A 13,502-nucleotide genomic window follows, 5' to 3' on the forward strand; every position below is an offset into this window, starting at 1 on the left:
TCCCGCTCGAGTGCGCAGCACTCGCTCGCAGTTTTGCGTGAACCGGGTTTGGGGCCGCTGCGCAGCCCAGCGGGAGCAAGCTCCCTGGCCACAGGTTATGCATCGGCGGCTCCTAGCAGGATGCGTCCGCTGGAGCAGGTCGCGGTGTCATTGCGGTAGGCGAAATACAGCTTGCCGCGCTCGGGATCGAAGCGCAGGTGCAGTTGGACTTCATCGCCCGGGCGCACCAGTTGCTGGAATTTCAGCACTTCCATGCCGGCAAATTTTCCGGGCAGGTTCAGCAGTTGTCGGCCGAGGTTCAGTGCCCATTCGACCTGCACCACGCCGGGCAACACCGGGGCTTTGGGGAAGTGGCCGCTGAAGTAGGCCAGATCCGGTGGAACACTCAATTGCAGGCTCCACTCGCCGTCGGTTTCGACTTGCTCCAGCACTTCTGGCGCTTTCGGCCGTGGCGCCAGCAACCGTGCTTCGATGTCGGCCTGGGGCAGTTTGCCCTGGCTGTTCAGCGGCAGTTGCCGCACCAGACGCCAGCGCCGGGGCAAGGCCAGCGCTTCGCAATGCTGGCTCAGGTGTTTGCGCAGGGCTTCGGTCAGGCTGCGGCGGCCGTGTTCGCGCAAGGCAAACAGGCCGGCGTCGCTGAGCGCCAGCAAGGCGCCGAGTACTGCGCGGTTTTCCTGAACCACGCCCAGCCGTGCTTCGGCGACCCAGTCGTGGGCGCCCAGTGCCTGTTCCAGCATCGGCAGGGAAATGCGCTTCTCTTCGAGTTTGACGATACGGTCCAGCCGCCCGAGCAACTCGAAACGCCCGTCGGCAGCGATGCACGCAGCGTCGGCGGTGTGTTCGACATGTCCCGCCGGCAAATAGGGGGAAGCGATCAGCAGGGCGCCGTCGCTGTCCTGGCTCAGTTCAACCCCGGCGAAGGGCTGCCACAGGCTGGCGCCTTGGCGCCAGGCGATGCCGCCGGTTTCCGAGCTGCCGAGGATTTCGGTCGGCCACTGTTGCAAGCGTTGCTGCAGGCTTTGCGCCGCGTCTGCGGGTAATGCGCCGCCGGAGGAAAACACCCGGCGCACGGCACTCAGCGCCGGCCAGTCGAGGTTGTCGCCCATGCGCTTGAGCAGCGCCGGGCTGCCGACCCAGGCGAAGGCCGGATGTTCGCGGCTGGCGCGTTGCAGATCTTCCGGGAACGCCAGTTGCCTGCGCACGAACGGCCGTCCGGCGCACAGCGGCCACAGCACGCGGAACAACAAGCCGTAGATGTGCTGAGTGGCGACACTGCCGATGATCCAGGCTTCACCCAGATCCGACCCCCACAACTGTTCCAGGGCTTCGACCTCGTTGGCCAGTTGGCGCAGGGTCTTGTCGATGCGCTTGGGCTCACCGCTGGAGCCGGAGGTGCACAGGCTCAGGCGGCACTGGTCGAGATCCAGTTCGACGTCGGGCAGGGCAGGCTGCAACAGATCGCTCAGGTGTGAATCATCGGAGTGATCGCTCAGCCACAGATCGACTTCACTCGACCAGCGCTGGCGGGTCTGCGCTTGCAGGTCCGCGGGCAACAGGACGCTGACGCCGGCGCGCCAGGCCCCGAGCAGGGCGATGGCGAGGTCGGCGGCATCTTCCAGATGCACCGCCACGCGCTGCACGCCGCGTGCTTGCAGGCCGGCGGCAATGCTTAGCGCCTGCTCGCGCAGTTGCGCATGGTCGAGGGCCGGGGTGTCGGTGATCGCTCGCCCCGGCAGGGCCTTGAGCAACAGTTGCTCAAGTTTTATCCAGTTCATTTACGGCCTCTTACCCGTTGTCGTATCAGCCATTCAATGGCAAACATCAGGCCGATCAATCCGTAGGAGATCAGGCCGGTGTACAACATCCACCAATGCAGCGGCGCCCACAGGGTCAGGAGCGCGGCGCACAAACCGTTGCAGAAGAAAAACACGCTCCAGGCCACGGTGACCTGACGGGTGTAGCGGATCGCCTCGGGCGGCAGTTGCGGCTCGCGGATCCGCGCCAGGCGCTCGACCATCGGCGGGCCCCATTTCAGGCTCAGGCTGAACAGCACCAGCATGAAGCCGCTGATCAGCACCGGGTACCAGCGCAGCAACAGCGGACTGTCAAACAGCGCCAGCAGCAGGCAGAACACGAGCGCCACGCAGGCCATCCACAGACTGCCCGGCTTGCGCTCGCCAGTCAGGGCGCGCGCCAGCCACAGGCTACCGAGCAGCAGCCCGAACTGCCACGGGGCGAAGTGCTCCATACCGAAATACACCGCAAAGGGGTACAGCAGCCCCGCCAGCAGCAGGCCGAGGCCGATCAATCGGCTCATGCGGCCGGTTGAACCAGACGGTAGACCGCCTCGACCACGTCACCGACGGTGCGCACCGACTTGAATTCTTCGGCGGCGATTTTCTTGCCGGTCTGGCGTTTGATGTGATCGATCAGATCGACCGCGTCGATGCTGTCGATCTCCAGATCCTGATACAGGTTGGACTCCAGGCTGATGCGCCCCGGATCCAGTTCGAACAGCTCGACCAAGGCATCGCGCAGGGTGTTGAAAATGTCGTCACGAGTTTGCATGGTCCGGTCTCAAGCTGCCTGTTTTGCCGTGACGAATGCCGCAAGGCTCGCCACGTTGGTGAAGTGGTTACGGGTGTCTTTGGCGTCGGCGTCGATCTTGATGCCGTATTTTTTCTGGATCGCCAGGCCCAGTTCCAGCGCGTCGACAGAATCCAGACCCAGGCCTTCGCCGAACAGCGTCTGTTCGTCACCGATATCGTCGATGCTGATGTCTTCGAGGCCCAGGGCATCGATGATCAGCCGTTTGATGTCGCGCACCAGGCCAGGGTTATTCAGATCGCTCATCTTCGGCGAGCTCCTTAATGAAGTAAGAGTGCAAATAATCGTTGAGCTTGCGCGAGGCCTGCGGTGCCGGGCCTTGCGTGGCGAAAGTCTGTGGGTCTATATCGGCCCCGACACGGAAACTGAAGTGCACGCGGCGGTGGGGGATCCGATACCAGGGTTCGGCCTTGGTCAAGGTGGTCGGATTGACCTTGATGACCACTGGCGTAAGGATTTTCGCACCGCGCAGGGCAATCGCCGCCGCCCCCCGATGAAAGGCGGGCGCCTGACCGGGCTGAGTGCGCGTGCCTTCGGGGAAAATGATCAGGGTCTGGCCGTTTTGCAGGGACTCGGCGGCGGCGTCGAGCATGTCCATGCTGCCGTCATTGCTGATGTATTCGGTGCGGCGCAGCGGGCCACGGGTGAACGGGTTTTCCCACAGGCTTTTCTTCACCACGCAATTGGCCTGGCGCACGAGGCCGATCAGGAACACCACGTCGATCAGCGACGGGTGGTTGGCGATGATCATTTGCCCCGGGCGACCGAGACGTTCCGCCCCTTGAATGTCATAGGTCAGCACGCCGGTGCGGGCCATGAAACGGACGAAAAACCAGAACAGCCGACTGACGGTCTGCCGTGCGCGCTGACGATGTTTCAACGCATCGCCGGGCAGGCAACCGAGCAGCGGAAATACCAGCAGGCGCAAGCACAACCCGCCCAGCCCGAACAGCGCGAAACTTGCGGCAGTGGCCAGGAGGCGCCAGTAGTAGGCGTCGCGGTTTTTCTCGGTCACGGGTTGCGTTGCCAGGTCCATACACGATTTTTCCAGGCATGTTGGCAATGGGTTTGCTGACCGAGCAGGGTTCGCAACAGGTTCAGTGCGTGTGGCCAGTGCGCTTTGGACACTGCTTCCTGGCCGCTGTTCAGGGTCAGCCGCCAGTCGGTACCGGGGGTGAGCAACAGACCCAGCGCATAAGGGAACGGTACGTCGTCGATCCATTGCGAATAGGCCTGAGGCGGCTGTTCTTCAGTGATAATCAGCAGCACCGCCGGAGCGCCTTCATCGAGCAGGGCGGCCGCTTCGAGAATGCCATGTTCCAGGCCATCGCCCGCTGCCGCAAGGGCCGTCATTTCGCTGGTTTCGCCGCGCATGATCGACCACAGACCGATGATCGCGTTGTGCACCGACAGGCTGAACTGCGTCGGCGACAACGGCTCGTCCTTGGCCAGGTCACTGAGAATCTCGAAGGTGCGCGGGGTTTCGCCGTGTCGTGAAACAAACACCAACGGCAGGTTTTCCCGTCCGTCGGCCAGTGGCCAGCCGACACTGAACGCCATCCGCGCCAGACGGCTGAGGCGCCGGCGCTGCATGGCGGGCAGAAACGACACATCGGGCGCGGCATCGCTGTCCGGGAGTACGACCGGTTGTCGGCTCCAGGCCTGCCACGCGTCCACGCTGTCGAGCCCCGGGGCCCACGCGCGCCATTGGGCGATGTTGAAGTTGATCACGGATGTTCATCCCGCCCCTGCGGGCTTTTTATGACGCTTTGAGTCGCCAAGGCCGCGGCTGACTTGACGTGGCGCATGGCGCCGGGTGGCGCGCATTATCCCGGTGCGACGAGTGTGTAGCAAATGTTGGTTACGTTTTGCGCAGCAAAATGTACCGAGTGGTCCGCAGAAAAACTGTCACTTGGCCATTATTCGGACCGTGCCGGATTTGTCTGTCGGGCCTGTCAGCGCACACGGCAGGTTTTTGCCCTCTGTGCCCGCTGATTTTTGCACCTGACTCTGTAGTCCGCGTCGTTGAAGGTAGCGAAGCGCACGCACAGGCAACTACACTCGGTCATTCTTTGATACACGGAGGTTTTGTCATGCGGCGCGTGGTGTTCAATCAGAAAGGTGGTGTGGGCAAATCCAGCATTGCCTGCAATCTGGCGGCAGTGAGTGCCAGCGAGGGCTATCGCACGCTGTTGGTCGACCTCGATGCCCAGGCCAACTCCACTCAGTATCTGACCGGGCTCACTGGCGATGACATTCCCATGGGCATTGCCGACTTCTTCAAACAGACCCTGTCATCGGGGCCGTTTTCGAAGAAAAACCAGGCCGACATCTACGAAACCCCGTTCGACAACCTGCACATCATCACCGCCACCGCTGAACTGGCCGATCTGCAGCCCAAGCTTGAGGCCAAGCACAAAATCAACAAGCTGCGCAAATTGCTCGATGAACTGGACGGCGAATACGACCGGATTTATCTCGATACGCCGCCAGCGCTGAACTTCTATGCGGTGTCGGCGCTGATCGCCGCCGATCGGGTATTGATTCCGTTCGATTGCGACAGCTTCTCGCGTCAGGCGCTTTACGGGCTGCTGGCGGAAATCGAAGAGTTGAAGGAGGACCACAACGACGGCCTGGAAGTCGAAGGCATCGTGGTCAACCAGTTCCAGGCCCGGGCCAGCCTGCCGCAGCAGATTCTCGATGAGTTGATTGCCGAGGGCTTGCCGGTGCTGCCGGTGTATCTGAACAGCTCGGTGCGCATGCGCGAGTCGCACCAGGCCAGCACCCCGCTGATCCACCTCGACCCACGGCACAAACTGACGCAGCAGTTCGTTGAACTGCACAACCTGCTCGAAGATCACTGATTTGCGGATGGCGCCCCACCCTCCTGTGGGAGCGAGCCTGCTCGCGAAGCGGCCCGCACGTTCAACATCTCGGTTGACTGAACGGGCGCCTTCGCGAGCAGGCTCGCTCCCACATGGGGGCCTGTGGAGGGTCAGATGCCCTGGCTACGCAGCCATGCCAGCAACTGCGGCAACGGAAACGCCCCGCTCTGGCGCGCCACCTCCCGGCCGTTCTTGAACAGAATCAAACTCGGAATCGAACGAATCCCCAACTGCGCCGACAACTGCTGATTGGCTTCGCTGTCGAGCTTGGCCAACCGGCACTTGCCCGCCAACTGCGCCGCCGCCTGCTCGAATACCGGCGCAAACGACTTGCACGGCCCGCACCAGTCCGCCCACACATCCACCAACAACGGCAGATCACCCTTGATCTGGCTGGCGTAGTCACCTTGCTTGAGTTCGAACGGCTTGCTCCGCAGCACCTCGGACTTGCAGCGCCCGCATTTTGGCTGGTCGGCGAGGCGTTCGGCGGGGATGCGGTTGAGGCCGTTGCAGGCGGGGCAGGGGATGAGGAGTGGTTCAGACATGATGGGCTCTCAGGCAAGAAGTCTATAAGACTGATCTGGAGGCAAAGTCGCGATTATCAAGGAATTGGCTGTAGGTCATTACCATCTTCATTTAAGGAAAGGACCTACGTGCGTCGGGACCGAGTCTGATTATCCGTATTTGATCCAATTGGTATCTTGTGCCGACCTGAACGGAATAACTCTTGGACTCCATCCCTATGGCCTTCACAACGGGTAAACGTCTTTCGCTCTCACAGCTTTTAGAAGGATCTGAGTTTGTTAAAGACTTAAATGCCCGAGCGATTTACTCGCTAGCCGGGGACTTTGTTGGTTTCGATTATGTTTGGCTGGATTCCGGTGCTGACCAAAGTCCGGATTTCTTTCCTCGTCCGCTGCGTCGGCCAGAAAATGAAGAGGATTACGACGCCTTGGTTCAGGCCGTTGACGAGATCCTTGAGATAACCGGTGATGATGGCTCGCATCCACTCGCGAGTCTGGTGGACATCATCAGTGACTGGATTGGGGAGTGGGATCGCACACACCATCCGATGGCCGAGGCGAGCGGCGAAGAGGTCCTTGGCTACCTGATGCGCGAACATGGACTGACTCAGAGCGACCTGCCGGGTGTGGGTACTCAATCCGTTGTTTCGGAAATTCTGAACGGCAAGTGCAAGTTGAACTTGCGGCAAGTTCGCTGGCTGGCCGACTACTTCAAGGTGCCTGTAGACGTATTCATCTAGTCTGCCTCAAGACGAACAACTGATCTCCAGATGCTTGCCCCACTCCGGCGGCCGCTCGGCATAGCCTTCCATTCCCGGCTGTTCGTCGAACGGTTTGCTCAGCACCGCATGCAGCCGGCGCACCTCGGAGTAGTCGCCTTGTTCGGCAGCATCGATGGCCTTTTGCGCCAGATAGTTGCGCAGGATGTACAGCGGATTGACCGCGTGCATGCGCGTGCGGCGTTGTTCCTGACTGCTGTCGCCATCACGGGCAACCCGTGCCACGTAGCGCTCGCCCCACGCGTCGAAGCCTTTGATGTCGACGAAGTCATCGCGCAATTGGGCGACAGCCTGTTCTGCTGAATCTTCGCCGAGGCGGCGGAAGAACAAGCTGTAGTCGACGCCGCTGTTCTGCATCAGCTGCAGCAGGTCTTCGAGCAATTTCTGGTCGTCATCTTCGGCGCTGGTGAAGCCGAGGCGGCGGCGCATCAGGTCGAGGTAGTGCGCCTGGAACAGCGGCAGGTACAGGCCGAGGGTTTCGCGCAGGGCTTCGACGCTGATGAACGGCGTCAGCGCCTGGGCCAGGGCGCTGAGGTTCCACTGGCCGATCGGCACTTGATTGCTGAACGAATAGCGACCCTGATCATCGGAATGGTTGCAGATGAAGTGGGCATCGAAATCGTCAAGAAAGGCGAACGGGCCGAAGTCGAAGGTGATGCCGAGGATCGACATGTTGTCGGTGTTCATCACCCCGTGGCAGAAGCCGTACGCCTGCCATTTGGCAATCAGTTCGGCATTGCGCTCGACAATTTCGCGGAACATCGCCAGATACGGCTCCGGCTGCTCCAGGCATTCGGGGTAGTGCATCGCCAATACATGCTCGCCGAGCTGCTTCTGCTGCTCGGGACGCTTGGTGTAATAGAAATATTCGAAGTGGCCGAAACGGATATGGCTTGGCGCCAGACGCAGCACCATCGCCGCGCGTTCCTGCTTTTCGCGCCACACCGGAGTGTCGGAGCCGATCACGCAGGCCGCGCGTGAAGTCGGGATGTTCAGCGCGTGCAGCGCTTCGGAAGCGAGAAATTCACGGATCGATGAACGCAGCACCGACCGACCATCGCCCATGCGCGAAAACGGCGTCTGCCCGGCGCCCTTCAGATGCAGATCCCAATGTTCGCCGGCCTGGTTATACACCTCGCCGAGCAACAGCCCGCGACCGTCACCCAGTTGCGGTGTGTAGCCGCCAAACTGGTGCCCGGAATAGACCATCGCCCGCGGCTCGGCATCGGCCCACAACGTGTGGCCGCCGAACAGTTCGGCGAATTCCTGAGTGTCAGCGGTTGCCGGATCAAGATCGAGCAAAGCAAGCGCCGCCGGGCTGGCGACGACCAGACGCGGGTTGCCGATCGGCTCGGGCAGCACATGGGCGGAGAACGCGTCGCCGAGGCGGGCGAAGCGATTGTCGAAGGTCAGTTCGTCGAGGGCTTTCAAGGGCCGGCTCCAGCAGAATGTCCGAGCATTCTGCTGGGATCAGTCCGGTTAGTCGAGTTTGGCGGGCGGCGGCTCTTGCAGCGGCTTTTGCTCCGCGCCGATCGGGACGATGGTTTTGTTCTCGTCTTCGATGGGTACCAGCTTGTATTCCTGGCCATGAAGGTTTTTCAGGTACACCTCCATCTGGCGGAACGAGATGTTGATGTGCTGCTTCTTGAATTCGCGGTTGATGAAGCGGTTCACTTCATCGATCACCGGGTTGCGGTCACCGAGGTCACGTACGTGCATACGCAGTTCGTGATCGAGGGTGCTTTCGCCGAAATTGAGGAAGTACACGTGCGGCTCGGGTTCCTTGAGGACGCGCGGGTTTTCCCGGGCAGCCTTGAGCAGCAGTTCCTTGACCAGATCCAGATCGGAGCCGTAATCCACGCCGAGTTTCAGCGTGACGCGGGTGATGGTGTCGGTCAGCGACCAGTTGATCAATTGCCCGGTAATGAACGTCTTGTTCGGGACAATGATGTCCTTGCGGTCGAAATCGGTGATGGTGGTGGCGCGGATGCGGATCTTGCTGACCGTGCCCGACAGGTTGCCGATGGTGATGGTGTCACCGATCCGCACCGGGCGTTCGAACAGGATCATGATGCCGGAGATGAAGTTGGCGAAGATCTCCTGCATACCGAAACCGAGACCGACCGACAGCGCCGCCACCAGCCACTGCAACTTGTCCCAACTGACGCCGAGGGTCGACAGCGTGGAAACGAAACCGACGCCGGCGATCACGTAGGACAGCAGCGTCGTGGTCGCATAAGCGCTGCCCTGCGCCAGATTGAGTTTCGACAGCACGAACACTTCGAGCAGACCCGGCAAGTTGCGCGCCAGGGCGAAGGTGATGCCGATGATGATCAGCGCGCCGAGCATGTCGCCGATGCTGATCGGCACCATGCTCATGTTGGCGCCGGTGCCGCTGGTGTATTCGTAGAGGGTGATGTTGTCGAGGTACGAGAACACCGAGATCAGATCGGCCCAGACCCAGTACAACGCGGCGATGAAGCCACCGAGCAGCGCCAGACGGATCAGGCGCAGGGACTGTTCGTTGACCTTCTCGATGTCCAGGGTCGGCTCTTCGATCACCGCTTCGCCGTCGCCGGCCTCTTTGGCCGCCTGACGTTTGGCCAGGGCGCGCTGATAGGCCAGGCGGCGTGCAGCGACCGCCAGACCGCGCACGAACGTGGCTTCGATCACCAGCCAGAACATCAGCAGGTACAGGGTGTTGATCAACCGGTCGCTGAGTTTCAGCGCAGTGTAGTAGTAGCCGAAGCACACCGCGACGAACAGCGCGATTGGCAACAGAGTGAACATCACGCCCACGGCCTTGCGGAACAAGGAGGTGTTTTCGTGGGCCGGGCTGCTGATCAGCAGGCGGCTGAGCAGCCACGCCATCAGCGCGTAGCAGGTCAGCACCACCGGCATGCCGATGACGTCGTCGGCCAGCGCCGCCGGTTGCAGCTCCGCCACCGCCACCACGGTCACCAGCGCCATCACCACCAGCCCGAGGCGACGGATCCAGCCCTGCAGGAACTCGACCTGCGGCTTGTCCCAGCGGAAATGCAGCTCAGCCACACCGCCTGGCGAGAGAATCCGGTAAGCGGTGTAGAACACCAGCCACGCCTGACCCATTTGCAGCAGCGCCGCGCCCATGTTGGCGTTCTGCCCGCGGGCGTCGATCTGCAGGGCCAGCCCGCACAGCGCCAGGCCAAGGGCCACCGGCATCGCCAGCAGAATGTTGATCAGGATCGCCTGCGGGGTATGCCATTGGCTGTCACGCTTGAAGTGGCCGATGTCCTGGTGAACCTTGTTCAGCCGCGCATACAGCGCCTTGCGCCGCCACAGCAGAGCGCCGATCAGCAGGGCCAGCGGCAGAAACAGCAGCGGACGCTGGGTCAGACCGTCGGTCAGCTCACTCAGGCTCGAGGCCAGCGGCAGGGTGTCGATCTGCCGCTTGAGCCGCTCCGGCACACCGCGTAGCCATTCCGTGTCCAGTGGTTTGTTGCTGGGGATCCAGAACATTTGCTCGTCGAGGGTCGCACGCAGGCTCTGCGCGGTGCTCAGCAGTTGTTTCTGGTTGAGTTGCAGGGTGATCGATTCGTTGAGCACCGCGCTCAACTCGCGGTTCAGACGTTCCAGCAGGTCGGCGCGGGTGTTGGCCAGTTCCATCAGGCTCTTGCGCAGTTGCGGGGTGACTTGCTCCGGCGGCTGGGTGGAAAGCAGGTTGTCGACGTAGGTCGCCGGGTTGCTCAGCAGTTCGCGCTGCTGACTGACTTCGAACTGATACAGGCGAATGTCGGCGATCTGGTCCGCCAGATCGCGGTCGACCTTGAGCCGCGGCAACGCCTGCTTCTGCTTATAGAGAATCTTCGACAGCAGCAGGCTGCCCTTGAGCACGTTGATCTGCTCGTCGAGGGCCGAGTCGCTCTGGGTCAGGCTGTCGAGTTGCTGTTTGGTCTGCAGGTTCTGTTGGGTGACTTCGTTGAGGCGGTCGGTGCTTTTGAGCAGGTAATCGGAAAGCTTGAGGTTGGCGGCGCTTTCAGTGGCGAGCAGGCTGCTGCCGCCGGCCTTCTGAGCCTCGATCGATTGCTGGGTGACGGTTTCCTGCGACTGTGCCAGACGCTTCTGGTTGATCAGCGTCTGCAGTTCCTGGATCTCGCGATCGAGTCGGTCGGACTTCTCCGTGAGCAGGTCGTGCTGACTGTTGCCCAGATCCTGCAACTGGCTGTTGCCGGCCAGTTCCTGGCGGCGCAGCGGGATCAGCGCGTTCAACGCGGCGAGCTCGGCGTTCAATTGATCGCGTTGTTCGGCACTGACGGTCTTGCCGCTGTCCTTGCCGGACTTGAGGATGTTGTTGATCTGCTGGATGCGCGTCTGGCTGGCAGAGATTTCTGCCTGCGCACGCTCTGGGCGAGTCTGGGCGGTGATGATCAGGCTGTTGGCATCGGCCAGGGCTTTTTGCAGGTCACTTTGCTGGGTCGAGCGATCGGTGAGGATCTGCTCCAGCTGCTGGATCGACTCTTTGCTGAAACGCTGCGCCACCGGTACCACTGCCGTGGCCTTGAGGCGCGTGAGTTCGCGGGTGTTCTCGATGGTCTGCCGCGGGGCGGAGGCCAGTTGCTGCTTGAGGTCGATCAGCTTCTGCTCGTAATCACGCCGGCTGTTGAGCTGGTTGAGCGTGGTTTGCAGGACCGTTTGCAGGGTCTTTTTGTCGGCATCCGGCAGTTTGCTGTCGGCCAGTTTGTCCAGGCTGGCCTGCACGGCTTCGCTGGACGGCGGTTCAGCGGCATACAGCGGGCCGACGGAAAGACTCAGGCCCAGCAGGGCCGCGAAAAAGAAAGAGCGCAGGGTAGGCATAGAGACCGGTCAAGCAAGTGAGAGTGGACGCAGTTTAGAGGAAGAGACCGGGACCCGGGCGACTTCCTTCGGGGAATCTGACGCCCACTTTGCCGATCTTGTTCCCGTCCATGACCGCGACCGTCCAGTGGGTGTTGTTCCACTCCACCTGGTCGCCAACGATCGGCGCACCGCCAACCTTCTGGGCAATGAACGCGCCCAGGGTCATGTCCGGATCAATGCCCTCGGCCGGCAACCCGTACAGCGCTGCAACCGCTTTAAGCTGGGCGTCTCCTTCGAGGACGAAGTCACCGAAGAAACGCAGATCCAGACCGCGTTGCGGTGCCTGGCTGAACAGTTTGCCGAGGGCTGGAAGGTTGTGTTCATGGCCGATAACACACAGCAAATCATCGACTTCCAGCACGGTACTACCCGACGGATGGAGCAGTTGCTGGCCACGAAACAGCGCGGCGATACGTGTGCCTTCGGGCATTTTCAGTTCGCGCAGCGGTGAACCAATGCACCATTTCTCGGCGCCGAGCTTGTAAACGAACAGTTCCCACTCGCTGGTGATGTGCACTTCCAGCGCCGAACGCGAGATCGGCGCCGGCTCCGGCGGCACTGTCACCTTGAGCAGTCTGGCGACCCACGGCAGGCTTGTGCCCTGCACCAGCAGCGACACCAGCACGATGAAAAACGCGAGGTTGAAGTACAGCTGCGCATTCGGCAGCCCGGCCATCAACGGGAACACTGCGAGAATGATCGGCACCGCGCCGCGCAGACCGACCCAGGAAATAAACGCTTTCTCGCGACCATGGAACGCCTTGAACGGCAGCAGGCCGACGATCACCGACAGCGGCCGGGCGAACAGAATCATCCACAGCGCCAGACCGAGGGCGGGCAGGGCGATCGGCAGCAAGTCATGCGGAGTGACCAGCAGCCCCAGCACGAGGAACATGCCGATCTGCGCCAGCCAGGCCATGCCGTCGAGCATATGCAGGATGCCGTGACGGCTGCGCACCGGGCGGTTGCCGATCACCAGACCGCACAGGTACACCGCGAGGAAGCCGCTGCCGTGCAGGGCGTTGGTCAGGGCGAACACCACCAGACCGCCGGCGATCACCAGAATCGGGTACAGGCCGGTGGCGAGGTTGATCCGGTTGACCAGTTGCAGCATCAGCCAGCCGCCGCCCAGACCGATCACGCCGCCGATGCCGAACTCGCGGATCAGGTGCGTCAGCAGGCTCCAGTGCAGGCCGGTCTGGCCGCTGGCGAGCATGTCGATCAGGGTCACGGTGAGGAACACCGCCATCGGGTCGTTGCTGCCGGATTCGATTTCCAGGCTGGCGGTCACCCGTTCGTTGAGGCCTTTGCCGCCGAGCAGCGAGAACACCGCAGCGGCGTCCGTGGAGCCGACGATGGCGCCGATCAGCAGGCCCTGAATCAGGTTCAGGTCGAACAGCCACGCGGCGGCCATGCCGGTCAGTCCGGTGGTAATCAACACCCCGACCGTCGCCAGCGACAGCGCCGGCCACAAGGCCACGCGGAAACTCGAAACCCGGGTGCGCAAGCCGCCGTCGAGGAGGATTACCGCCAGTGCGAGGTTGCCGACCAGATAGGCCGTCGGGTAGTTATCGAAAATGATCCCGCCGCCATCGACCCCGGCGGTCATGCCGACCGCGAGGATGATCACCAGAATGGGAATGCCGAGACGGGAGGACAGTGAGCTGACAAGAATGCTCGCACCTACCAGCAACGCGCCGATCAAGAACAGGCTGTTGATGGTCGTCGCATTCAAAGGCAGTACTCCAGAAGCGTAAAGACGGGCACAAACTGACCATGCAGTCTGCGTGCCAGCGATTCTAACCTGTTGAAATGTGATGCTGTCAAAAAGC

At 61.8% G+C, this 13,502-nt stretch carries 12 protein-coding genes; 2 read left to right on the top strand and 10 right to left on the bottom strand.

The genetic code is table 11. The annotated features are described in order from the left end of the window. Positions 1–95: 95 nt before the first annotated feature. The 6 genes from AC193Q_RS22495 to AC193Q_RS22520 are packed head-to-tail and all read right to left on the bottom strand — an operon-like array spanning position 96 to position 4,338. Positions 96–1,775: an acyl-CoA synthetase family protein gene (locus tag AC193Q_RS22495; protein WP_121183326.1), complete on the bottom strand. Its 1,680-nt coding sequence runs from the start codon at positions 1,773–1,775 to the stop codon at positions 96–98. Continuing rightward, on the bottom strand, positions 1,772–2,317 hold the full coding sequence (locus AC193Q_RS22500) for a COG4648 family protein (RefSeq protein WP_047290915.1): 546 nt from the start codon (positions 2,315–2,317) through the stop codon (positions 1,772–1,774). Before AC193Q_RS22500 ends, AC193Q_RS22495 begins: the two co-directional genes overlap by 4 nt. Continuing rightward, positions 2,314–2,568 (bottom strand): acyl carrier protein, encoded by a 255-nt coding sequence (locus AC193Q_RS22505; protein ID WP_041074867.1) that lies wholly within the window; start codon positions 2,566–2,568, stop codon positions 2,314–2,316. Before AC193Q_RS22505 ends, AC193Q_RS22500 begins: the two co-directional genes overlap by 4 nt. Before the next feature lie 9 nt (positions 2,569–2,577). Next, positions 2,578–2,853, bottom strand: a complete 276-nt coding sequence (locus tag AC193Q_RS22510; RefSeq protein ID WP_121183328.1) for a phosphopantetheine-binding protein — start codon at positions 2,851–2,853, stop codon at positions 2,578–2,580. Continuing rightward, positions 2,837–3,643 carry a lysophospholipid acyltransferase family protein gene (locus AC193Q_RS22515; protein WP_041074863.1) on the bottom strand — a complete coding sequence of 269 codons (807 nt, stop codon included), beginning with the start codon at positions 3,641–3,643 and terminating at the stop codon, positions 2,837–2,839. Before AC193Q_RS22515 ends, AC193Q_RS22510 begins: the two co-directional genes overlap by 17 nt. Beyond that, a complete protein-coding gene (locus tag AC193Q_RS22520; protein WP_121183330.1) occupies positions 3,619–4,338 on the bottom strand; it encodes a beta-ketoacyl synthase chain length factor in 720 nt (239 codons plus the stop codon). The genes AC193Q_RS22515 and AC193Q_RS22520 overlap by 25 nt, the downstream gene beginning before the upstream one ends. A gap of 362 nt (positions 4,339–4,700) precedes the next feature. On the opposite strand from AC193Q_RS22520, the gene AC193Q_RS22525 reads away from it, so the two are divergent. After that, the gene (locus AC193Q_RS22525; protein ID WP_041074859.1) at positions 4,701–5,471 is read left to right on the top strand and encodes a ParA family protein; all 771 of its coding nucleotides are present in this window, start codon (positions 4,701–4,703) and stop codon (positions 5,469–5,471) included. Between the two features lie 131 nt (positions 5,472–5,602). On the opposite strand, the gene trxC is transcribed toward AC193Q_RS22525, so the two are convergent. Beyond that, positions 5,603–6,037: a thioredoxin TrxC gene (trxC, locus tag AC193Q_RS22530; RefSeq protein WP_121183332.1), complete on the bottom strand. Its 435-nt coding sequence runs from the start codon at positions 6,035–6,037 to the stop codon at positions 5,603–5,605. A 326-nt stretch (positions 6,038–6,363) separates the two neighbouring features. On the opposite strand from trxC, the gene AC193Q_RS22535 reads away from it, so the two are divergent. Continuing rightward, positions 6,364–6,756: a transcriptional regulator gene (locus AC193Q_RS22535; protein WP_183082871.1), complete on the top strand. Its 393-nt coding sequence runs from the start codon at positions 6,364–6,366 to the stop codon at positions 6,754–6,756. A 6-nt stretch (positions 6,757–6,762) separates the two neighbouring features. Here the strand turns inward: AC193Q_RS22535 and selO are convergent, their stop codons facing one another. The 3 genes from selO to AC193Q_RS22550 are packed head-to-tail and all read right to left on the bottom strand — an operon-like array spanning position 6,763 to position 13,405. Continuing rightward, positions 6,763–8,226, bottom strand: a complete 1,464-nt coding sequence (gene selO / locus AC193Q_RS22540; RefSeq protein WP_121183334.1) for a protein adenylyltransferase SelO — start codon at positions 8,224–8,226, stop codon at positions 6,763–6,765. A gap of 48 nt (positions 8,227–8,274) precedes the next feature. Next, positions 8,275–11,628 carry a mechanosensitive channel MscK gene (mscK, locus tag AC193Q_RS22545; RefSeq protein ID WP_108181470.1) on the bottom strand — a complete coding sequence of 1,118 codons (3,354 nt, stop codon included), beginning with the start codon at positions 11,626–11,628 and terminating at the stop codon, positions 8,275–8,277. Between the two features lie 34 nt (positions 11,629–11,662). Further along, the gene (locus AC193Q_RS22550) at positions 11,663–13,405 is read right to left on the bottom strand and encodes a potassium/proton antiporter (RefSeq protein ID WP_041074130.1); all 1,743 of its coding nucleotides are present in this window, start codon (positions 13,403–13,405) and stop codon (positions 11,663–11,665) included. Positions 13,406–13,502: the final 97 nt, after the last annotated feature.

It is taken from the genome of Pseudomonas sp. F2 (genome assembly GCF_057174385.1).

Bases quoted from the DNA above. Each gene is read 5' to 3' on its own strand.
- AC193Q_RS22495 (WP_121183326.1), bottom strand. From the start codon at position 1,775: ATGAACTGGATAAAACTTGAGCAACTGTTGCTCAAGGCCCTGCCGGGG.
- AC193Q_RS22500 (WP_047290915.1), bottom strand. From the start codon at position 2,317: ATGAGCCGATTGATCGGCCTCGGCCTGCTGCTGGCGGGGCTGCTGTAC.
- AC193Q_RS22505 (WP_041074867.1), bottom strand. From the start codon at position 2,568: ATGCAAACTCGTGACGACATTTTCAACACCCTGCGCGATGCCTTGGTC.
- AC193Q_RS22510 (WP_121183328.1), bottom strand. From the start codon at position 2,853: ATGAGCGATCTGAATAACCCTGGCCTGGTGCGCGACATCAAACGGCTG.
- AC193Q_RS22515 (WP_041074863.1), bottom strand. From the start codon at position 3,643: ATGGACCTGGCAACGCAACCCGTGACCGAGAAAAACCGCGACGCCTAC.
- AC193Q_RS22525 (WP_041074859.1), top strand. From the start codon at position 4,701: ATGCGGCGCGTGGTGTTCAATCAGAAAGGTGGTGTGGGCAAATCCAGC.
- trxC (WP_121183332.1), bottom strand. From the start codon at position 6,037: ATGTCTGAACCACTCCTCATCCCCTGCCCCGCCTGCAACGGCCTCAAC.
- mscK (WP_108181470.1), bottom strand. From the start codon at position 11,628: ATGCCTACCCTGCGCTCTTTCTTTTTCGCGGCCCTGCTGGGCCTGAGT.